Here is a 22595-nt window from a genome sequence, read left to right as displayed (position 1 = left end):
GATGATTAATTAGCTCATTTAATGATTAACTTTTCCATTGGTATACAAGCAAGTTCAAGGCCTCTTGGGGAATGGTAAATTGAATGCTTGTCACCTTTAAAACCACAAGCGCGATAAAAATCAGCTGCATTTAAAGAAGCATCCAATATTAATTTTTTACAGCCTGCTTCAATTGCGACGGTTTCGAGTTGTTGTAACATCGCCCTGCCAACACCTTGACCAAAAGCACTGGGGTGCACAAACATCCCATCGACCATGCCAGTAGCAACAGCGAAACTTTTGCCGGCATCATGGTTAACGTCAATCATGCCAACACCTACCACTGCATCATTGACCACAGCAACATAGCCATGCTCCGAAAATGCATCGACAAATGTTATTGGCAGCTCACCATCCGTCCAAGCTACCAGCATTGCGTCATCATAATGCCCTTTGCATTGGCTTAGTATTGCTTGGTTTCGAATATCAAATGCCACTGTGGCATCATGGCGCTGTGCTTTTCTGATCTGCATCCTTGCTCCGTGTAAATATCATGCTTAATCATTACACATTATTGTTTTACTGATATAAAAACAACACATCAAGCTTGATAAATTGACCTTGATAAATTGACCTTGATTAATTGACCTTGATTAATCGACGTTGAGTGCGGTTAACTCGCGGCTTTCAGTTTTTCGACATTATCGGCAATCTCCATAAAGCTGGGATTTAAATTCACATCAATGGGGAGTTTTAAGGTTCGCACAATATCATTAGCCGAAATTAAGCCACGAATAACGTGGGCTCGTTCGTCAACCACTAAGCAGTGCTGATGCTGGGAATGCTTCAGCGTTTCAATGACATCAATAATTCGCGCTTTAACCAGTTCCACATAATCAATGGCTTTTAGCTTATTTTTTGGCAACATAAAGTCACTCAATAAAAGTTGATCTCGCGAAAAACCTGCGGCGACCTGCTTAAGCATTTCTTGGCTATGAAGCATTTGTAAACTCACCAGCCCCATAAAATGCCCTTGTTGATCAATGACAATTTTTAACCTGACATGGGATTGTTTCATTAAATGTTCAACGTCTACCGCAGCGGTATTCATTTCAATTACAAAAGGTTTTAGCTGGCTAAAATCAGTAAACACCGCAGCGGCGGCTGAATAAATATTGATATGCTCAGACACTTCAGGGCGGGCAAGCTCATCGACTTTGTCAACTGAATATAAATTTAGTGTTTTCATTAAAAACTTCCTTTTTTGACAAAACAACCGATATTTCTGGGTGTTATCGAGTCTAATTGAGGGAAGTTATCAAGCTTATTACAATTAAAGCTTCTAAATTATAATCACTTGCAATGACTTCATAGTTTAATTTGCCACTATCAGGTTTTGGCATAGGCAAACTTGATAGTGGTATACGACGGCTTAATTTAGACAGGTTAACCTGTAAATTATAGTGCAAAATGTATAATTTAAAGGTTTAAAACAATTATAAGCTCTTTGGTTGACCTTACTTTAAACGCTCAGGTTGAACCATCAGGCTATTGGCTTCATCAGACAACCAAATTTCGCCATCAGTAATACTCACCTGTAATTTCATGTTGCGGTTAACAAACACTTCCATTGCTGCAACACTTTCTTCAGCTATATTAAATACACTTAAGTTTTTATAGCGTTGCAGTGCTTGTTCATTTTGCTTCCACCAAATAGGCACACTGCGACCACTGTAGGTGATTAGCTGAACCTGCTTTGACCGACCACAAGCTTTACGCAGCCACTTCTCATCAGCTTGGCCAAATTCAATCCATAAATTGATTTCATCAGATAAGCTTTTTTCCCATAGCTCAGGTTCATCTTCAACACACAGCCCTTTGCTAAATTGCAGCGAGTCCGACGCATTCATAATAAACGCTAAAATTCTCACCATCATGCGGCTATCCGTTTCTGAAGGATGCTGGGCAATGGTAAGTTGATGATCGGCATAGTAATGTCTATCCATATCAGCGATTTGAATTGTTGCTTTATAGACGGTAGCTTTAGGCGCCATGGGAGTTCCATACAAATAAAAAAACCGAGTCTAACCTGTTTAGCACAAGTATGAAACTCGGTTTAGAATATGTTTTTAGCTCAGTCAATTTACCATTAAGCTAGGCAGTAAATATCCCCACAAAAATGGCTATAAAGCCCCAGGTTGAAGATGCTTCGCCATGGGGAAATGTGCTTTAAATTTTTTTAACTTTTCAGTGTCTAGCACCAATAGCATGCGCTCGCCATGGTGATATTTTGCTGCAATTTCACTGAAATTAGGGACAGCTTCGCGGCTAGCATCACGTCTTATAAGTTCATTAATATCGGTACTAACGCCATTTTCAGTCAGCGGACTGTCCCGATAAATTACTTCAATTTTCTGCAATAATGGCATAGCGGCAATAGGCAATAAGGCCGCGTTATCGTTTTCATCTAACAATAATATTTCGCCATCGGCAGCTAAACTGCTAAATGCATCTTGATAATGAGCTTCTGTCACACTATCAAAACGATCACTGTTTAGTTTAAAGAATCGCTCCCAAAATAAACGTCTATCTTTACCAGAACTGATTTTTTGCTGCACTTCAGTGCGCTTTGACGCAACAAAATCAAATAGAGGGCTCAATGACTGGGGCAATAGCGTTTCAAGTCGGGAACGAATAGTGCGAGCAAACACTGGCGCGGCGCCAGCGGTACTGATGGCAACGACTAAGCGACCTCTGTCGACGATGGAAGGTGTTATAAAGCGGCAAAAACTGGGATTATCAACCACATTGACCCAAATGCCTTTTTGGGTGGCTAAAACGGCATAGTCTTTATTGAGTTGTTCATTGGCTGTGGCCATGTAGATCACATCATAATCAGCAATATCAGCTGCTTCAATAACGCGCCTATGTAATCGAATTCGCCCTTTTTGATGATAGCTTTGAATTTCTTGAGCGATATCCGGGGCAATAACAGTAATGTCAGCTTCGGTGCGTGACAGCAAATCAAGCTTTCTAGTGGCCACTTCTCCGGCACCAACAACTAGTACCTGTAAATTTTTGGTATCCACAAATAATGGAAAATACTGCATCGATCACTCGCAAAATAATTAAGATAATCAACTATAACCAGTTAATAGTGCCATTGTCATCGTCTTATTTAGTATCAATAATAATGATTCAATCTTAAGACTTTTACAGCGGTAAAAGGTCAATGTTAGTTGTGGGTGGTACTTTGTGGCGAGCTGCATTGCCAGCACAGTTCAAAACTGCCTTCATTCATCTCATGACATTGAAGGCATTGCCATTGCGGACAGTCCATATTATGAGACTCTAACAGCGTTTTAGCTTGCTCGAGTTGATTTTGACAAACCCAGATATCCACAGTTTGCATTTCAGTGGGTAACTCACCAACACCACCGAGTAAAGCTTCACCGGTCAATTCTACCAATATGCCATTTGTTTCAAGCAGCCCTTTCCAAGTATGCGCTTGGAGTAAATTACCGCCCGTTAAGAGTACTTTTCTATTGTCCATTATTATTCCTACTGCATTGCTCTGATGGCAAATTTTTAATCATCGTACTTGTAAATGGTTCTTGCTGTCGAGCATTGATTAAACTTTATACTCATTATATGCTCTTGATAGCCTTTAAAGGAGAATCATATGAATCTGCAAATATCCGGTGTATTTCAAATTACAAATTGGGATGAAGCCACAGATATAGAACACCCTGATGGTGCTAAGCAAACCTCAGCAAGTATTAGCCAAATGTACTCAGGCGATCTTGAAGGTGTCAGCCAGCCCAAATATATCATGTGTTATACCGCAGATGGCAAAGCAGTGTTTTGTGGTTTTGAAAACGTGGAAGTCAGCATTAATGGCAAGTCCGGCAGCTTTGTATTGCAACACAATGGTAAGTTTGAAAGTGGTGTCGCCAGCAGTGACTTCATTATCGTGCCAAATTCTGGCCAAGGCGAGTTGATTAACATTGCTGGTAAAGGCGCATTTACTTCTGGTGAAAAAGGCCAAGCTGAGTACCAAATGGAATTAAGCCAAATATGATGGGGTTTTCTATTAGCCGCTTACACTCTTCGGTTGGCATAATTAAAGCTACTGGGCAGTGGGATGCTGACACTATTTCAGGCACTAAATTTACTCAGTTAGAACAAATGTCCACTGATGGCTGGGTTGCATTGGATATTCATCACCCGACTAACAGCCAGTTCATTGCATCCATTAAAGCTGAAGTTTATAGGCACTTGTTATCCCAGCAAGTTATCCCTGCAAGCAGCTTAAACATCAGTATTTAAATTTAAGAAATACATTCCAATAAAAAAGCCACTCGATTGAGTGGCTTTTTTGTGTTGCGGCTTAAGATTAAGGCATCATTGAAGGTTGATCAGCACCTTCTTTCTCAATCTCAACTGGCATCATATGCTCGCGACAAATACCCAATTTAATGGCTAAGTAACTTGCCACGTAAATAGATGAGTAAGTACCAACAAAAATACCACACAGTAGCGCCGTTGCGAAACCATGGATCATGCTACCGCCCTTAAGGAATAGCGCAATCACCACCACTAAGGTAGTACCTGTAGTAATAATAGTACGGCTCATTGTCTGCGTGATAGACGTATTAACCACTTCATCAGGACCGCCTTTACGCATCTTCAAGAAGTTCTCGCGGATACGGTCATAGACTACGATGGTATCGTTCAACGAGTAACCCACTACCGTAAGCAAACCTGCTAATACCGTTAAATCAAACTCTAATTGTAAAATAGAGAAAATGCCTAAGGTGACGATGACATCGTGAGCAAGTGCGGCAACAGAGCCCATTGCTAAACGCCATTCGAAGCGGAATGATACGTAAATGAGAATACAAATTAACGCCACAATCACGGCTAAGCCGCCTTGCTCTGCTAACTCTTTCCCCACTTGAGGGCCAACAAATTCAACACGCTTTTGAATAACGTTGGCATCAATAACTTGAGCACCGTGCACAATCGCAGCGACTTGATCATCACTTTTTAGATCATCACGAACAGGTAAACGTACTAAGATATCTCGGCTTGAACCGAAATTTTGCACTACTGCTCCGTCAGCGCCATCAGTACTGTATTCAGCACGTAGCTCTAATAAGTCTACTGGTTTTGAAAACTCTAACTCAACAACCGTACCACCAGTAAAATCAAGACCCCAGTTGATGCCTTTTGTGCCTAATGACACAAAAGAAGCCACCACCAAAATCATTGATAAAACACTGATTGGCATTGCATGTTTTAGAAAGTTGATCGTTTTCTTTACTGAAAATATTTGTAACATGGTCAACTCCTTAAATTGATAGTTTCTTAACGCGTTTACCACCCCACATGAGATTCACGATAACGCGCGTTCCCACGATAGAAGTAAACATTGACGTTGCAATACCAATCATCAGAGTAATTGCGAAACCTTTAACCGCGCCCGTACCCACAGCAAATAAAATTAATGCCGTCATAAAGGTGGTAATGTTTGCATCAGCAATGGTTGAAAATGCATTGGCGTAACCTTCATGAATCGCTTGTTGAACACTGCGTCCAGCAAGTAACTCTTCACGGATACGTTCGTAAATCAGCACGTTACCATCTACTGCCATACCAACGGTCAATACCATACCGGCAATACCAGGCAGGGTTAATACGGCACCTGGGATCATTGACATCACGCCAACAACCATCACTAAGTTAGCGGTAAGTGCTAAGTTTGCGATAACACCAAATGCACGGTAATAGATAAGCATAAAGACTAAAACAACTGCCAAGCCCCAAATCATTGCTTGGATACCATTTTCAACATTTTGTGCACCAAGGCTTGGACCAATAGTACGTTCTTCTACAATCGTCACTGGCGCAATAAGCGCACCTGCACGAAGTAATAACGCTAAGCTTTGTGCTTCAGAATGATCAAGACCGTTAATAACGAAATTTCGGCCTAGACGAGCTTGAATGGTAGCAACTGAAATAACTTCTTCAATTTTAGTCATTTTCACTGAGCCATCAGGATTGCGAATACCGCTATCCTTATACTCAATAAATAAAGTCGCCATTGGGTTACCAATGTTGTCTTTAGTGACGTTAGAGAAGATGTTGCCACCTTTAGCATCTAAGTTAATCGATACTTGTGGGCGACTATATTCATCAAAAGAAGGTTGGGCACCGGTAATATGATCACCAGTTAACATCACTTCTTTTTTCAGCACCGCAATGCCACCTGAACGACGAGGAAATACCTCTGAGGTCGCAGGTACGCGGCCATTTGCTGCTGCGCTTTGATCAGTGTTTTGATCAACCATGCGAAATTCAATTGATGCTGTAGCACCTAAAATTTCTTTTGCACGCGCAGTGTCTTGTACACCTGGCAGTTCAACAATAATACGTTCAGCGCCTTGACGCTGTACTACCGGCTCAGCAACACCCAGTTCGTTAACACGATTACGAATAGTCGTCATGTTTTGCTGTAGTGCTTCTTCCTTAATTTGACTAAGGTAGCTATCACTCATGGTGGCATACAGGGCAAAGTTTTCACCGCTGCTACCATCATTAAATACCATTTCATTATTATTGCGAGACTTTAAGAAGCGTTCTGCTTTGGCTAAGTTTTCAGCATCACGGAATTTAATCTCAAGGCCTTTTGCAGTTTTACGAACACCTGCGTAACGAATTTTCTCTTCACGCAATTGGCTTCTAAAATCAGCAATTTTGGCTTCTTCCATCTTACGAATAGCTTCGCCCATATCCACTTCCATTAAGAAGTGAACACCGCCGCGTAAATCCAAACCAAACTTCATTGGTGATCCACCAAGGGCTTCAAGCCACTCAGGTGTCGCCGGCGCTAGGTTTAATGCAACGGTATATTTATCACCTAATGAATCAGCAATGGCTTCTTTAGCAAGCAATTGCTGCTCAGAATTTTGAACACGGACAAGTAATTGCCCATCTTCGAGCTCAGAGCGCTTTACCGCAATGCCTTTACTTTCAAGTAATCCGTTTACTGTCGATAGAGTTGAAGTTGTCACTTCTGCACCACGAGTCGCTACGACTTGTACTGCATGATCCTCACCAAATAGGTTTGGAGTTGCGTAAAAAGCACCAATGGCGATGACTAGCATCACCATGATGTTCTTCCACATTGGGTATTTATTTAACACACCTGAGCCCTCTTGGCTTACAACGACTGGATAGAGCCTTTTGGCAATACCGCTGCAATATAGTCCTTTTTAATGGTGATCTGACTGGTTTCATTAATGCTTAATAAAACATAATCACTATCATCGCTGATTTTAGCAATCTTGCCTAAAATGCCACCGCTTGTAAGCACTTCATCACCTTTACTTAATGCAGACATTAAGTTTTTGTGCTCTTTTACACGCTTAGACTGCGGACGGAAGATCATGAAGTAGAAGATCAAGCCAAAAATAACTAGCATGAAAATCAGTTCCATGGTGCCGCCACCTTGAGGAGCGCCTGCTGCGTTTGCGTATGCATTTGAAATTAACATATTACTCTCTTCTTATTTTCTAAAAAAAATCAGTCAACTATAGTTCTGGTACTTCACGACCCAGTTTGGTGTAAAACTCTGTCACGAAGGCGTCTAATGTACCTGTCTGAATTGCGCCACGCAAACCTTCCATCAACATTTGATAGTAACGTAGGTTGTGAATGGTGTTTAAACGCGCACCTAAGATCTCATTGCAGCGATCTAAGTGATATAAATACGCGCGGGTGTAGTTTTTACAGGTATAACAATCACAATTTTCATCAAGGGTAGAAGTATCATCGCGATGACGAGCATTACGAATTTTAATCACGCCTTCAGAAGTAAATAAGTGACCATTACGTGCGTTACGGGTTGGCATAACACAATCAAACATATCCACACCACGACGGACGCCTTCAACTAAATCTTCTGGCTTACCAACGCCCATTAAGTAGCGAGGCTTATCTTCAGGGATCTGAGGACAAACATGCTCTAAAATACGGTGCATATCTTCTTTAGGCTCTCCAACAGCTAAACCACCTACGGCGTAGCCATCAAATCCGATTTCAGTTAAGCCCTTAATACTTTCATCACGCAAATCTTCGTACACACCGCCTTGGATAATACCGAATAACGAGTTCGGATTTTCTAAACGGTTAAATTCGTCACGTGAACGCTGTGCCCAACGTAATGACATTTGCATCGACTTACGCGCTTCATCATGTGTTGCAGGATATGGCGTACATTCGTCAAAAATCATCACCACATCGCTGCCTAATGAGTCTTGAATTTGCATCGACTTTTCAGGGTCTAAGAAAATCTTCTCACCATTGATAGGCGAACGGAAATGCACCCCTTCTTCAGTGATTTTACGAATATCACCCAAGCTAAATACCTGGAACCCGCCAGAGTCAGTCAAAATTGGACGCTGCCAATTCATAAAATCATGAAGATCGCCATGCTTACGCATGATTTCTTCACCTGGGCGAAGCCATAAATGGAAGGTGTTACCTAACAGAATATCAGCGCCTGTGGCTCTAACTTCTTCAGGCGTCATCCCTTTCACAGTACCGTAAGTACCTACTGGCATAAATGCTGGAGTTTCAACGGTGCCGCGCTCAAAAATCAGACGACCACGACGTGCGCGACCATCAGTTGTATCTAATTCAAATTTCATAAATCACCTTGCCAGATAAACAGTCTGACTCGCTGTTGTTTCATTAAGACATGAGGGCAAATGTTGCAACTTCAAGTGAGGCTACAAAATAAACCCAAAAAAATACCCACCTCTGTGGGCGGGTATTTTAGATCAAAATCAATCGTTACGGGGCTTTTTTCGTTAAAAACATGGCATCGCCATAGCTAAAAAAGCGGTATTTGTGCTCAATCGCATGCTGATAAGCCTTCATCACATTTTCATAACCCGAAAATGCGCTGATTAACATAATCAAGGTTGACTCTGGTAAATGAAAATTAGTCACCATGGCATCAATAACTTTGAACTGATATCCTGGATAAATAAAAATATCGGTATCGCCTTTAAATTCCGTCAACGGGTCATCACCACAGGCTTTCGCAGCGCTTTCTAATGAACGCACTGATGTAGTGCCTACAGCAACAACGCGTTTGCCCGCCGCTTTAGTTTGAGCAATTAAGTCGACAACCTCTTGGCTAACTTCAGCCCACTCAGAATGCATCACATGTTCATCGATGGTATCAACTCGCACTGGCTGAAAAGTACCCGCGCCTACATGCAAGGTTACAAAAGCGATATTAACGCCTTTGTTTTTTAGCGCCTCAAGCATGGCATCATCAAAGTGCAAACCTGCTGTAGGTGCTGCCACAGCGCCGGGGGTTTGGTTATAAACCGTTTGATAGCGCTCTTTATCAGCATCCTCATCGGGACGATCGATATACGGCGGCAAAGGCATATGACCAACTTCTTCAAGTACTTCTAAAATGGTTTTATCATCTTCAAGGGCTAACTCAAATAAAGCGTCATGACGGGCTAGCATTTTCATTTTGTAGCCACCGTCAACAATAATCATAGAGTCAACTTTAGGAGACTTAGAGCAACGAACATGGGCAAGAATACGCTTATCATCAAGCATTCTCTCCACCAACATTTCCAATTTACCACCGCTTGCTTTTTGACCAAACAAACGTGCTGGAATAACACGGGTATTATTAAATACCATCAAGTCACCGCTATTCACTTTCGACAGGACATCGGTAAATTGCTTATCGGCCAACTCACCTGAATTGCCATCTAAGGTCAATAAACGCGAAGCATTTCGCTCAGCCATTGGATATCGAGCAATAAGCTCATCTGGTAATTCAAAAGAAAAGTCTGCTACGCGCATTTTCGATACTCTTTTATAGACAATAAAAACCGCGCTAGTCTAGGACTAGTAACTGCTAATATCAAGCAAAGGGTATGAAATAGTGATCGATTAATGCACGCCAGCGGCTAATGGCTAACGCCAACATTAAAATCAGTTGGGGATCTGGCTTAAGCGCGGCGTTTAAAAAACCACGAAATAGGGTTATTTTGAATTCGCTGATTGTACATTTGCTAAATTATCATCAACTTCAGATACTGATGAAAACAAATTTTTATCGGCAGAATTACATAAACTGTCAGGTTTAAAAGAATGGCTTTCAATCTTGAGGTCTATGTCAACTTTTTTACGTTTTTTAGCAGACTGCTGCCTTAATACTGATTTTATCCAGTTTTTCATCATCCATGATCCCTACAGCCCAAATTTCAACAGGCATAAAATATCTTCCATAAGTACAAATTGTAAATAATAGCCATGACTTTTAAAGAGAAATCTATATGATGAATCTTACAGTCAGTTGTTACTATATTTCCAATTTTGTTGTTTAGTATCATACTGTAAATTTTCAAAAATAAAAGTACAAAATATGAACTTTCTAGCGCACCTACATTTAGCTGATATTAGCGACAGCCACTTAGCAGCCAATCTTGCTGGAGACTTTGCCAAGGGCGATATAAAACACTTCCCAAAGCATTTGCAACAAGGTTTATGGCTACATCGACAAATCGATCAAATTACTGACAGCCATGAATTAATCACCGATTTAATCAAATTATTTCCAAAAAGTTCACGCCGTGTGGCGCCAATTTTAATTGATTTAGTGTTTGATCATTACCTTGCTTTCTACTGGGATGAGTATCATCAGCAATCGTTATCTGAGTTTACTCAAAAGGCATACCATAGCCTGCAACATACCGCCGAACTGCCGGAAAAGCTGCAATTGATCATCCCAAAAGTCATCGAACAAGATTGGTTAATGAGCTACCAAACAAGAGCTGGGCTAAACAAAGCAATTGAAGGTGTGAGTCAACGTATTTCAAAACCTGAGCTTTTTAAGACGGCCATCAGCGACGTTGACAAGTTATATGTTGAAATTGAGATTGCTTTTCGTACTTTCTATCCACAGTTAATGGCCTATAGCCGTATCTATAGCCGTAAGACACCTGAACAATACCTGCCATAACTGATTTGCCGCAATCAAATAGCCGATTAATTGAGGCTATTTTACTTTAGCGGTTGATATCCATTACTGCAGCGCCGTTTATTTGCTAAAATAGTCACCTATTTTTGTAAACCGATGCGACTAAATGCAAATTTTTGACTACCAACCACCTAGTATTCCATGGCTTGATATCCGTTATAAAGACCGAGATATCATTGTTATTAATAAACCTGCCGGCTTATTAGCAAATCCTGGCAAAGCTGCCAATACCCATGATTGTGCTATTACTCGTTTACAAAAACTCTACCCTGAAGCCATTTTGGTACATCGCTTAGACTGCGACACCTCTGGCATCATGGTATTTGCCCGCAATAAAAAAGCCGAGTCTCATCTTAAAACTCAGTTTCAAGATAGAAAAACCAAGAAAGTTTATATCGCTGAAGTAGATGGTGTTATGGGCGCTGACAGTGGCACGATTGATTTATCGTTAGCTGGCGACAAAGAAAACCCACCATTTCAAGTGGTATCAGATCAAGGTAAATCAGCGATTACTCACTATGAAGTCATCGAGCGTTTTGCAAATCATACCTTGGTTAAGTTGATGCCAGAAACAGGCCGTACTCATCAGTTACGTGTTCATATGCTAGCACTTAACCATGTGATACTTGGTGATAACTTTTACGGTGATGACATTACAGCTAAAGCCAAAAAGCGCCTTAGTTTGCATGCGCAAATGCTGACAATTATTCACCCGTACACTCAAAAGCAACGCACTTTTTTTAGCAAACACCCTTTTTGCTAAAAACAATTTAACTGGCGCTAAAATAAGTATGCAGATACAAAAAAACCGACAAGTTGTCGGTTTTTTATTATCTCACATTAGAGGTTGAAGCTTTTTAAGCTTAACCCTTAACCGTTTGCTTTATTCTCAGCCGCTTCACAAGCTGCAGCGGTGAATACCACATCCGTTGAGCTATTTAGCGCAGTTTCCGCAGAATCTTGAATAACGCCAATAATAAAGCCTACAGCAACAACTTGCATCGCCACATCATTAGAGATCCCAAACAAGCTACACGCAAGCGGAATAAGCAGTAATGAGCCACCAGCAACGCCTGAAGCGCCACATGCCGATACTGCAGCAACCACACTTAATAACACTGCTGTTAAGAAGTCAACTTGAATACCTAAGGTATGAGCAGCTGCAAGAGTCAGTACGGTAATAGTAATTGCCGCGCCGCCCATATTAATGGTTGCGCCTAATGGGATTGACACTGAGTAAGTATCTTTATGCAGCTTTAACTCTTCACATAAAGCCATATTCACTGGAATGTTGGCAGCACTTGAACGGGTGAAAAACGCCGTTACGCCACTTTCACGTAAACACTTAAACACTAATGGATAAGGGTTACGTTTGATTTTTACGTAAACCATAATCGGGTTAACCACTAAAGCAATAAAGGCCATAGCGCCTACCAATACTGCAAGTAATTGCGCATAGCCTGCTAATGCATCAAAGCCTGTTGCCGCAATGGTGCCCGACACTAAGCCAAAGATACCAATAGGCGCAAAGCGGATCACAAAGCGTACGATTGCGGTTACGCCATCGCTTAAGTCTGAAATAACTTTCTTTGTCGACTCATTGGCGTGGTGTAAAGCAATACCTAAACCAATACTCCAGGCTAAAATACCAATATAGTTACCGGTAAGCAGTGCATTCACTGGATTATCAACAATTTTAAATAACAAGGTATTTAACACTTCTGCGATACCTTGAGGAGGATTAGTCCCCTCAACGCCGCCAACAAGTACTAATGTTGTCGGAAAGGCAAAACTAAACAGTACTGCAGTTAACGCGGCAGCAAATGTGCCCGCTAAATACAAACCAATAATAGGACGCATATTGGTATGGGCATTTTTCTTTTGATTTGCAATTGATGATGCCACCAGTACAAACACTAAGATCGGTGCGACTGCTTTTAATGCTCCAACAAATAAATCACCAAGGAAGGAAACCTGCCCTGCTGCTGAAGTTGAAAATGTGGCGAGAAGAACACCCAGTACAATACCGGCGAGAATTTGTAACACTAAACTGCCATTAGCTAATCGCGCTAACAGTGATGGATTTTGATTCATTGCTTGACCTATATTTTTATATTTATGGCTTTTATTAAGCTCTAATATTTGTGACTTTTTAAAAATCGAATAACGGGATTTTAATAAGCTCTGATAGGTATATATCGGATGGGATGGCTAAAGTCTAGTTTCGCTGCAAAATGATGCACTAATATTACCGTACATTCCCAAACAAACCACATTTAGCCAACATGTGATGAAATTTAGCGCGTTTCATTATTGGCAAATTATTGTATTAGATGAAAATTGTTATTTTGCCCCTCGGAGAATAGCATCAATTAATTCATGGGCATCAAATTTTGTTAACGCTTCATCGGCGCCAACTTGTTTAGCCTGGCTGACACTAATTTCACTGGATAAAGAGGTATGTAAAATAATATAGGCATTGGCAAGTTGCGGGTTATTTTTGACTTCAAATGCAAGCTCATAACCATCAAGTCCTGGCATTTCAATATCACTCACTAACAAATCTATAGGTTTTTGGTTATCTGCAGCCCGCTGCATGATCTGTAGTGCATCATGGCCATCTGCGGTGACAGAATAAGGGATATTGATAGAATCGAGTGCATCTGAAAGTTGCTTTCGAGCGACTTTAGAATCATCCACTAATAAGATATTCAGTGGCTTTAATTTCTCTCGTTGAATATCTGTCAAAATAGCTCGATTAGCGGCGGGATCATAGGGGAATAATTTTGCCATTAATAACTCGACATCCAACAATTGCACTAATTTGCCATCAAGGCGAGCAACCCCAGTAAGAAAAACCTGATGGCCTAAGTTCGCTGCCGGCGCCTCAATATCTCGCCAGTTACACTCAATTATTTTGTCAATTCCTCTAACCAAAAAGCCTATCACCATTCGCTGGCAATCAGTGATGATAATATTGCATTTATCATAGTCGCTTGGATCTATCTGCTTAAAACCAATCGATGCAGCCATATCAATCACCGCAATGGTTTTACTGCGTATGGTTGCTGCACCTAATATTGACGGATGGGATTTCGGAATAACCGACAAACGCGTGTACGGGACAATTTCGCGAACTTTTAAGGTGCCCAAAGCAAACTGCTGAGTATGGGAAAGGTGAAACAGTAACAATCCTTGTGACTGGCTTGCTTTACTTTTCATAATATTGCCGATTAAAACTGATTATTTAAAGTTAACCACAGCCTTTTCGTCATATCAAATTCAAATCTGAATTTCGGGGGTTAAGTCGCTAATTTGCTTTATCAATTAGAAAACTACAGCTGGGACTCTATTGGCAACAATGCTAAAAAATCAGCTAAAAACTTACGCCAAAAGCCAGCACCGGGCTCTGCATAAATAATTTTATGATGCTGATGGTCAAGCCACACCAGCTCGCCATTTTTTAACACCACTTCATAAGCTTTATCATTTGCTGACAGCGCAAGCCCTGCAAGGATCTTTTTAGCCAGCATCTCATTATCAATAATTAAGCCCATTTCGGTGTTGATCAGTGCTGAGCGGGGATCAAAATTAAACGAACCAACAAAGAGTGTTTGCTCATCAATAATAAAGGTTTTGGCATGTAAACTCGTGCGACTGCTACCTTTCCAACTGGTTTTTTTAGATTTTTGGCCCTTGGCATTGCCTTTTACTTCATAAATCTTAACCCCGCCTTCAATGAGTTTTTGGCGGTACTGCTGATACCCTGCATGAACCGCTAATACATCCGTTGCAGCTAAACTGTTAGTCACTATGGTGACCTCTTTACCCCGTTTTACTTCATTGATTAATGCATGGGTTGCCGCATCGCCTGGGACAAAGTAAGGCGAGACAATCAGTAATTGATGCTGCGCTTGCTCAAAAAAATAACTTAAGTCATCTAATAAAATGCTGTCATTAGGGTTTCTTTCAAGTTTATTTGGCGGATCATACACCACTTGGGCTTCGCCCCAATACCACTGTAACCATTGATTTTGCAGGCGATCTAATAAGGTATTTTTTTCTAAACGAGTAACATATTCATCGGTCATTAAGCTCTTCTCAAGAATGCTTGCTCTGGCATCCAGTTTCGCTAGCACGTTATCTTGCTCAGGATTTGTATTATTGCCTTGATATGGCTCAGCGGCCTTTACCAATTGCTCAATGCTATTAACTTGGGCCGAGTTCCAATAAGTATCAAATTGGGTTGATACCTTATCAACAGCGTCGCCAATGGCCAGTAAATCAAAATCACCAAAATCGACATTCTCATCTGCTGAAAAGTATTCAGCGCCAATATTTCTCCCCCCAACCACTGTCACTAAATTATCAATGGTCAGTGATTTGTTATGCATACGATGATTGAGGCGGCTAAAGTTCCATAAAAATGCCAGTCCACGATACTGACGTTCATAGGATGGATTAAACAAACGCACTGAAATATTAGGGTGAGTTGCAATGGCCATTAAGCCATCGTCGCCATTTGCTGTGGTTAAATCATCCAGCAACACCCTAACTCGCACCCCGCGCTGAGCGGCTTTATAGAGAAATAAACTGAGGATTTTCCCGGTTTCATCATTGCGATAAATGTAGTATTGCAAGTCGATGCTTTCAGTGGCTGCTTCAATCATGGCTAAACGAGCAATAAAAGCATCAATGCCATCACTAAGGGGGTTAACTCCCGTTAAACTTAACTCTGCTTGAGTATCATCATTGCTTTGGCTGCTAGTTTGAGAGTACTGAAGTGAAGAGTACTGAGGTGAGGACTGCGGCAGTTGAGATTGAATGTATTGTGCTAAAGGAGAGTCAGTGACAGGCGCGAGTTTATACTGCTGAGAAAGAGGCTTGAATTCAGCGCGATTGGCGCAGCCAATGAGAGTTAAACACAATACACAACAAAAGAATATGACAGAATTTTTTTTGGGCATTGATGGCTTCCTTTCAATTTGACTCAGGTTTTACTGGGGCTCTATTATCAGGCAGCCTTTTACACTATGGTTTAAGCGTATTGCTAACATGACCGCTATCATAAGCCGTCACAGATGCGCTGTATAACTATGGTTTAATCTTGCAGCGCATACAAGACATCAAATACAAATTGATCCCAACCTTCAGCGCTAAAAGCAATGTCTCTTACACTGCGCACTTGACTCACAGCATGGACTGGCGCTGCGCCATTATCCATTAAGTAATACGCCATCATGATGCCCGTGCGGTCTTTACCGGAGCGGCAATGGATAAGTACCGCAATATTTTGCGCTTCACACTCTCTGATAAAGGCCAACGCTGTTGGCATTTGCGCAACGCAAATAGCCTCATCACCCTCTTGCGGTGGGATATTATTTGAAAAAGGAGTGCAGCAATATTTTAGCCCTAACGCTTCTATGGCGGCAGCTGCGACCTCGTCACCATCATTGACCGATAAAATAGCGCCAATACCTGCCGCTTTTAATTCCGCTAAATCCCAAGGGTGTTTATTAGGGCCACTGCGACCTGCAATGACCCCCTCTGCTAACCAAAATAACTGCTTCATAAAAACGTTAATACTCTTGTTAACTATGAAATGGGGCCTTCACTCGGGACTAAGGCTGAATTAGTCTTGTTCAGGTTTTTTAATATGAGCCCAAAAATCGACATTGACTTCGGCTTTCTTTTTACGCTTTTTCTTACCTGTGCCTTCAGGTTTTGCCATTGGCTTATCAAGCTCTAACAAGTCATCAGGCATTTGCTCATCGGCTTCAAAGCCAGCAACTTGCTCACGCTCTAAACGCAGGGCATTTTTTTTCTCAATCACTTTAAAATGATGGTAATCCGCATGGGCTAATAATGATATCGCTAAACCAACTTCACCGGCACGACCACTTCTGCCAATACGATGCATGTAATCAGCAGGACTTCTTGGTAAATCGAAATTGATAACCACTGGGAGCTTATCAATGTCTAAACCACGTGCGGCGATATCGGTGGCAATTAATACCTCAATCTCACCTGACTTAAATCCATCTAGCACACGATTACGGGCGCCTTGGGCTTTGTCGCCATGGAAAACTTCAGCGCTAATACCCCGTTTTGATAGTTTTTCTGCCAAGTGCTTACAGCTATTTTTAGCATTAACGAAAATCAATGCTTGGCGCCATTTATGCTCTTTGATCAAATGGGCTAATAATGCGGTTTTACTTTCACGGTTTACGGTAAATGCCCGTTGCACTAAGGTGCTTTCTTCGGCGCTTTGCAACTGAATGTCTACTGGCTCAACCAGTAAACTCGCCGTAAGGGTGCGAACTTCCTCTGGGAAAGTTGCTGAAAACAACAGTTTTTGCTTTTTCTCAGGCATTAATTTTAATATTGAAGCCAGCTCGTCAGTAAAACCAAGGCTTAACATACGATCGGCTTCATCAAGCACTAAGGTTTTTACCTTATCAAGCTTAATGGCGTTACTTGAGATTAAATCTAATAATCGCCCAGGAGTTGCCACAAGTACATCTGCGCCGCCGCGAAGGGCCAGCATTTGAGTATTCACTGACACGCCGCCAAACACGGCAACGGTTTTAATGGCGCCATTAAAATGCACCGCATAGGATTTAACGCTATCGGCGACTTGCTTTGCAAGCTCGCGGGTCGGCACTAAAATCAACGCTGAAACAAAGTTACCTTTATTTTTTGACGCCCCAGCAGACTGACTTAACTGCTGCAAAATCGGTAAAGCGAATGCTGCGGTTTTACCAGAGCCAGTATTAGCACCAGCCAGTAAATCTTTACCCGCTAATACGTGAGGAATGGCCTGCGCTTGGATCGGCGTTGGAGTGAGGTACTCAAGTTCAGTTAACCGCGCTAATAATGGCGAGATTAAGCCCATTTCGGTGAAACTAACGGTATTAGTTTCAGATTGCGTCGCTAAAAGGGTGTCAGCATTTAGGCTCGTTTGGGTATCATCTTTGCGATCAGTAGCAGAGGTCATTAATTTCAAGTGCTCAAAATAAGGTATAGCCAGCTATTTTAGCGTATTTATGCCGCTTAAGTTAGCGAAATAGATCAAGCAATGATGAATTACTGCTCATAGATGATGAAACAAGCCGCATTCGATTAATCAGCTGATTCTAATGACAACAAAGCTTGTTTCATTTTAAGGCCATAGGCATAACCGGTTAAGGTACCATTTTTACCAATCACTCGATGACACGGCACGATTATCGCTATGGGATTAGCACCATTGGCAGCGCCCACCGCCCTAACTGCTTTAGGTCGATTAATTTTATTGGCGATATCGCCATAACTGCATACCTGCCCAAACGGCAGCTCTCGCAGCGCTTGCCAAACCTCATGCTGAAACACAGTACCAGTGGCTGCAAGCGTGACGTCAAATTCACTGCGCTTACCGGCAAAATATTCATTAAGTTCTGTGATGGCTTGCTGCACATGTTTTTGAGCTTGCTCAATTGAGTCAGCACTTGCATCGATAATATCGCCACTATCGACAGCGTCAGCCTCACTGACCACTTGCAAATGGGTAAGGCCTAATTCTGAGGCTCGCAGCTTCAAGTAACCCACAGGGCTTAGCTCAATTTGCAGGTAAATCGGCGGTTGATTATTAACTTTCATTACTATTCCATAATTGAAAAGTGACATAGCTGCCCCATGGGCTGACATCCTTGGCAATCTTGTCGCAAAATTGTCGATAGGCTTTACCGGTAAGCGCTTCTGTCTGCCCATCAACCTTCCCATGCTGGCAGCGCAGAACTTTCAAGCGGTTTTTTATCACTAAATCGCCACTTAAAAAGATATCCGGATCGCCTTGACCGCGCATTTTGGCATAGGCAATAGTCCATGGGCCAATACCTTTAACGCTGAGCCAATCATCAGGGCTTGCGTCTGGGTGCTCAGCGACAAACTGACCTAACAAATTAAGCGCGGCTTTGCGTGATGCTGGCATGTTAAATTCAGTTAAACTTGCCGCTGCTATCGCTTGCGGGGTTGGAAATAAGATAAGCTCACGATCTGAAATTACGAGCTTTTTACCATAACTCCTCACCAAGATATTCAGTAGCTTACTTGCCTGTACCACACTCACTTGCTGACCTAATACTGCCCGGCATCCGGCTTCAAACACCGAGGCTGTGGCAGGGATCCGTAAACCCTCTGTAGGGGTTAACCCCATGTCGACAAGTGACTTAAATGATTGATGGATAACCGCCATATCCGCATCTAAATCCAATAACTTACGCACAAACAGCACCACATGATGTAAATAGTCTAAGTCGTCAGCACGTTCAAATTTCACCGTAAGTGACAATTGGTGTTTATCTTTTAGCGGTAATACATCAATGGTGCCGCTAACCTGCCGATGATTAACATTTAAACAAAAACTGCGGCCATAAGCCTTTGATGCCTCATCAAGCCACTCCATGTTTTCAACGCTTCTTAACTGGTAAAACGACCACTGTTTCGACCAATTAAACGGCGGGCGGTAATCTAATAACAGGCTAATACCGTCAGCTTTGGTAGCAACATTTGCCTTGGCGCTATCACGCCTTAATTGGGATGGGGTCAATTGCAACTGCTCCTTAAAAACTTCATTAAAGCGTCTGATACTATTAAAACCTGCAGCTAATGCCACGTCCGTTATTGGCAAGCTGGTTTGATGTAACAGCTGTTTAGCAAACATCAGTTGTCGATAAATAGCATATTTTTTTGGCGAGGTGCCTAGCTGCTTATTAAAGAGTTGGCTTAAATAGCGGCTACTAATACCCAGCCGTTGTGATAATGATGCAAGTGTTTGACCCTGTTCGCCACTTAAACAACCGCCATCAATCAGGGCTATCGCTCGCTGCAAACTGGTTTGAGTGCCCTTCCATGCATTGGATTGTGGCGCACTATCAGGGCGGCAACGTAAACAAGGCCTAAGCCCCGCCTGAGCAGCTTTAATCGCAGAGTCAAAGTAACGCACGTTTTGCTCTTTAGGTGCCGTCGCAGGGCAAATTGAGCGGCAATAAATCCCTGTGGTTAAAACCCCAGTAAAAAAATGCCCATCAAAACGCGCATCACGGCTTAGCCTTGCTTGACGGCAAACATTAGCAGCTAAACTGCACGCCTGACTGCTGGCTATAGGTGCTAAAGACTTCTCGCTGTTTAGCACTGCTTTAGGAGACATGTTATCGTTACCCGTTTATGTAAGCTGGTTAATAGCAGCTTGAAGATTATTAGCGTCACTTTAGCGAATAATGACGCTAGTCACTAGCGGAAAACGGAACTCAACCACTGACCCCATTTAATGCTAGCCTACAAGTATCGAAACAATCTAACTAACACTTAGCTAACAAGTCAGCACCAAGTTAAGGTATCCTCTGTATATATTGCTGTTCCCGTTTCAAATATTGAGAAATAGATGTTTAAATTCTTTGAATCCCTTACCAACCCATTACCTTCAGAAGAACCCAGCCAAGCCCCAAAAGGCGTTTATGCCTTTTGCCGTCATTACACCCGCGGTTTTGAAAAACACTTAATCATCATGTCAATTTTGACAGCGACTTTGGCGATTTTAGAAGTGTCATTATTTGGCTTTATGGGCAAATTAGTTGACTGGTTAGTCACTAAAAACCCACAGACCTTAATGCAAGATGAAGGTAGCACCTTAATATTGATGTCTGTGGTAGTACTGGTGATTATTCCGTTATTAGTGGCTTTGCATGCGGCTATCGTGCATCAAACCTTGCTGGGTAATTACCCTATGGCCATCAGGTGGCAAGCACATCGATACTTACTAAAACAAAGCGTTTCATTTTATCAGGATGACTTTGCCGGCCGCATTGCCACTAAAGTAATGCAAACCTCATTAGCAGTGCGTGAAACCGTCATGAAACTGTTAGATGTATTGATGTATATCATCATCTATTTCACTTCAATGCTGGTGATGATCGCCAGTGCTGACGTGCGCTTAATGCTGCCAATGCTGGTGTGGCTATTTGCGTATATTGCTATTCAGTGGAAGTTAGTGCCAAAGCTAAAAGCCATTTCAGCCAAGCAAGCAGATGCCCGCTCGACCATGACTGGCAGGATCGTTGATAGTTATACCAATATTTCCACCGTGAAGCTGTTTTCTCATACCAAGCAAGAGGCTGAATACGCCCAAGACAGCATGATGGGCTTTCTTAAAACCGTCTACGGCCAAATGCGCCTTGTGACCATCATTAACGTTTTAGTGCAGATCATAAATTACCTTTTAGCATTTACCATTGCGGCGGTTTCAATTTGGCTTTGGGCAGATAATGCGATTACTGTGGGTGCGATTGCTATTGCTGTTAGCTTAGCACTGCGTTTAAACGGCATGTCTCAATGGATCATGTGGGAAATAAGCTCACTGTTTGAAAATATCGGTACTGTCACTGATGGGATGAATACCTTATCAAAACCCATTGAAATTGAAGATAAACCTGGCGCTAAAGATATTGTTGTTAGCAAAGGTAAAATTGACTTTAACGATGTTAGTTTTCATTACGGCGAAAAATCAGGGGTGATTAGCAATCTGAATTTAAACATTAAAGCCGGTGAAAAGGTCGGTTTAGTAGGTCGTTCTGGCGCTGGTAAATCAACGCTCGTTAACTTGCTAATGCGCTTTCACGATGTTGAAAAAGGTCAAGTGAGTATTGACGATCAACCGATTACCGATGTTACCCAAGATTCGCTGCGGGCTAAAATCGGCATGGTAACTCAAGATACCTCACTACTGCATCGCTCAATTCGAGAAAACATCCTCTATGGCGATCCTAATGCTTCGGAGCAACAGCTTCAAGCAGCCATTGCGCAGGCTCAAGCAGCCGAGTTTATTGATGATTTATCAGATCCCTTTGGTAATACAGGCTTAGATGCACAAGTGGGTGAACGTGGGGTAAAACTCTCTGGCGGTCAACGCCAACGTATTGCAATTGCCCGAGTATTATTGAAAAATGCCCCGATTTTACTACTAGATGAAGCCACTTCAGCATTAGATTCCGAAGTTGAGGCGGCAATTCAGGAAAGTTTATATGAATTAATGGAAGGTAAAACCGTGATTGCCATTGCTCACCGACTATCAACCATCGCGGCTATGGACAGACTAATTGTCATTGATAAAGGCCAGATCGTTGAGCAAGGAACTCACCAAGAGTTGATCAAGTCTGAGGGTATTTATGCCCAACTTTGGTCCCATCAAACTGGCGGCTTTTTAGGCGTTGATTAACATTCAACAATAAATAACACACTTTTATGACGCTCACTTTTGACTTCTATCGAAACTGGGCGTTTTTTATGTCATTAAGCGGCAAGAGTTACTTTATCTGCAGCGGTTAAGCTAAGAAAACACAAGAAATATTAAATAAATTTATAACTGATGAATGAGTGTTCATTGAGAGTAAAATATTATGACTTGAAGAGGATAAATCGAAGAAAATGGTGGTCGATACTGGGCTCGAACCAGTGACCCCCTCCTTGTAAGGGAGGTGCTCTCCCAGCTGAGCTAATCGAC

Annotated in this window: 23 protein-coding genes; 5 read left to right on the top strand and 18 right to left on the bottom strand. The window is 42.0% G+C overall.

What is annotated here, in order from left to right; genetic code table 11:
• Positions 1-14: 14 nt before the first annotated feature.
• The 5 genes from Q4533_RS10910 to Q4533_RS10890 all read right to left on the bottom strand — a co-directional run bounded on the left by Q4533_RS10910 (position 15) and on the right by Q4533_RS10890 (position 3532).
• A complete protein-coding gene (locus Q4533_RS10910; protein WP_102439653.1) occupies positions 15-512 on the bottom strand; it encodes a GNAT family N-acetyltransferase in 498 nt (165 codons plus the stop codon).
• 140 nt (positions 513-652) lie between these two features.
• On the bottom strand, positions 653-1228 hold the full coding sequence (locus Q4533_RS10905) for a CBS domain-containing protein (RefSeq protein WP_102439654.1): 576 nt from the start codon (positions 1226-1228) through the stop codon (positions 653-655).
• A 268-nt stretch (positions 1229-1496) separates the two neighbouring features.
• Complete coding sequence (locus Q4533_RS10900) at positions 1497-2033, bottom strand: YaeQ family protein (protein WP_102439655.1); 537 nt, start codon at positions 2031-2033, stop codon at positions 1497-1499.
• A 129-nt stretch (positions 2034-2162) separates the two neighbouring features.
• On the bottom strand, positions 2163-3089 hold the full coding sequence (locus Q4533_RS10895) for a bifunctional precorrin-2 dehydrogenase/sirohydrochlorin ferrochelatase (RefSeq protein ID WP_102476178.1): 927 nt from the start codon (positions 3087-3089) through the stop codon (positions 2163-2165).
• 125 nt (positions 3090-3214) lie between these two features.
• Positions 3215-3532, bottom strand: a complete 318-nt coding sequence (locus Q4533_RS10890) for a DUF2007 domain-containing protein (protein WP_102439657.1) — start codon at positions 3530-3532, stop codon at positions 3215-3217.
• 129 nt (positions 3533-3661) lie between these two features.
• On the opposite strand from Q4533_RS10890, the gene Q4533_RS10885 reads away from it, so the two are divergent.
• Both Q4533_RS10885 and Q4533_RS10880 read left to right on the top strand, forming a co-directional pair.
• Positions 3662-4060 (top strand): DUF3224 domain-containing protein, encoded by a 399-nt coding sequence (locus Q4533_RS10885; RefSeq protein ID WP_102439658.1) that lies wholly within the window; start codon positions 3662-3664, stop codon positions 4058-4060.
• The gene (locus Q4533_RS10880) at positions 4057-4308 is read left to right on the top strand and encodes a hypothetical protein (protein WP_303413671.1); all 252 of its coding nucleotides are present in this window, start codon (positions 4057-4059) and stop codon (positions 4306-4308) included. Before Q4533_RS10885 ends, Q4533_RS10880 begins: the two co-directional genes overlap by 4 nt.
• A gap of 67 nt (positions 4309-4375) precedes the next feature.
• Here the strand turns inward: Q4533_RS10880 and secF are convergent, their stop codons facing one another.
• From secF to Q4533_RS10850, 6 genes are all read right to left on the bottom strand, one after another.
• Positions 4376-5323: a protein translocase subunit SecF gene (secF, locus tag Q4533_RS10875; protein ID WP_076542916.1), complete on the bottom strand. Its 948-nt coding sequence runs from the start codon at positions 5321-5323 to the stop codon at positions 4376-4378.
• A 10-nt stretch (positions 5324-5333) separates the two neighbouring features.
• The gene (secD, locus tag Q4533_RS10870) at positions 5334-7187 is read right to left on the bottom strand and encodes a protein translocase subunit SecD (RefSeq protein WP_102439660.1); all 1854 of its coding nucleotides are present in this window, start codon (positions 7185-7187) and stop codon (positions 5334-5336) included.
• 17 nt (positions 7188-7204) lie between these two features.
• On the bottom strand, positions 7205-7537 hold the full coding sequence (gene yajC, locus Q4533_RS10865; RefSeq protein ID WP_076542918.1) for a preprotein translocase subunit YajC: 333 nt from the start codon (positions 7535-7537) through the stop codon (positions 7205-7207).
• Between the two features lie 37 nt (positions 7538-7574).
• The gene (gene tgt, locus Q4533_RS10860) at positions 7575-8693 is read right to left on the bottom strand and encodes a tRNA guanosine(34) transglycosylase Tgt (protein WP_102439661.1); all 1119 of its coding nucleotides are present in this window, start codon (positions 8691-8693) and stop codon (positions 7575-7577) included.
• A 145-nt stretch (positions 8694-8838) separates the two neighbouring features.
• The gene (queA, locus tag Q4533_RS10855; protein WP_102476181.1) at positions 8839-9879 is read right to left on the bottom strand and encodes a tRNA preQ1(34) S-adenosylmethionine ribosyltransferase-isomerase QueA; all 1041 of its coding nucleotides are present in this window, start codon (positions 9877-9879) and stop codon (positions 8839-8841) included.
• 183 nt (positions 9880-10062) lie between these two features.
• The gene (locus Q4533_RS10850) at positions 10063-10260 is read right to left on the bottom strand and encodes a hypothetical protein (protein ID WP_102476182.1); all 198 of its coding nucleotides are present in this window, start codon (positions 10258-10260) and stop codon (positions 10063-10065) included.
• A 184-nt stretch (positions 10261-10444) separates the two neighbouring features.
• On the opposite strand from Q4533_RS10850, the gene Q4533_RS10845 reads away from it, so the two are divergent.
• Positions 10445-11041 carry an ACP phosphodiesterase gene (locus tag Q4533_RS10845; protein WP_102439664.1) on the top strand — a complete coding sequence of 199 codons (597 nt, stop codon included), beginning with the start codon at positions 10445-10447 and terminating at the stop codon, positions 11039-11041.
• A 124-nt stretch (positions 11042-11165) separates the two neighbouring features.
• Positions 11166-11822: an RluA family pseudouridine synthase gene (locus tag Q4533_RS10840; protein WP_102439665.1), complete on the top strand. Its 657-nt coding sequence runs from the start codon at positions 11166-11168 to the stop codon at positions 11820-11822.
• 107 nt (positions 11823-11929) lie between these two features.
• Here the strand turns inward: Q4533_RS10840 and sstT are convergent, their stop codons facing one another.
• From sstT to Q4533_RS10805, 7 genes are all read right to left on the bottom strand, one after another.
• Positions 11930-13153 (bottom strand): serine/threonine transporter SstT, encoded by a 1224-nt coding sequence (gene sstT / locus Q4533_RS10835; RefSeq protein WP_102439666.1) that lies wholly within the window; start codon positions 13151-13153, stop codon positions 11930-11932.
• Between the two features lie 249 nt (positions 13154-13402).
• A complete protein-coding gene (locus Q4533_RS10830) occupies positions 13403-14281 on the bottom strand; it encodes a chemotaxis protein CheV (protein ID WP_303502729.1) in 879 nt (292 codons plus the stop codon).
• Between the two features lie 113 nt (positions 14282-14394).
• A complete protein-coding gene (locus tag Q4533_RS10825; protein ID WP_303502728.1) occupies positions 14395-16026 on the bottom strand; it encodes a phospholipase D family protein in 1632 nt (543 codons plus the stop codon).
• A gap of 134 nt (positions 16027-16160) precedes the next feature.
• Positions 16161-16631 (bottom strand): dual specificity protein phosphatase family protein, encoded by a 471-nt coding sequence (locus Q4533_RS10820; protein ID WP_303502727.1) that lies wholly within the window; start codon positions 16629-16631, stop codon positions 16161-16163.
• A gap of 60 nt (positions 16632-16691) precedes the next feature.
• Complete coding sequence (locus tag Q4533_RS10815; RefSeq protein WP_241900950.1) at positions 16692-17954, bottom strand: DEAD/DEAH box helicase; 1263 nt, start codon at positions 17952-17954, stop codon at positions 16692-16694.
• 227 nt (positions 17955-18181) lie between these two features.
• Positions 18182-18697 (bottom strand): methylated-DNA--[protein]-cysteine S-methyltransferase, encoded by a 516-nt coding sequence (locus Q4533_RS10810; protein WP_102439671.1) that lies wholly within the window; start codon positions 18695-18697, stop codon positions 18182-18184.
• Positions 18687-20246, bottom strand: coding sequence for an Ada metal-binding domain-containing protein (locus Q4533_RS10805; protein ID WP_102439672.1), 1560 nt, complete (start codon positions 20244-20246; stop codon positions 18687-18689). Before Q4533_RS10805 ends, Q4533_RS10810 begins: the two co-directional genes overlap by 11 nt.
• 234 nt (positions 20247-20480) lie before the next feature.
• Between Q4533_RS10805 and Q4533_RS10800 the strand changes: the two genes are divergently transcribed.
• Positions 20481-22310, top strand: a complete 1830-nt coding sequence (locus Q4533_RS10800) for an ABC transporter ATP-binding protein (RefSeq protein ID WP_102439673.1) — start codon at positions 20481-20483, stop codon at positions 22308-22310.
• Positions 22311-22595: the final 285 nt, after the last annotated feature.

The organism is Shewanella sp. 6_MG-2023 (assembly GCF_030547195.1).
Taxonomy (GTDB): domain Bacteria; phylum Pseudomonadota; class Gammaproteobacteria; order Enterobacterales; family Shewanellaceae; genus Shewanella.
This window is presented reverse-complemented; position numbering and strand designations above follow the sequence as displayed.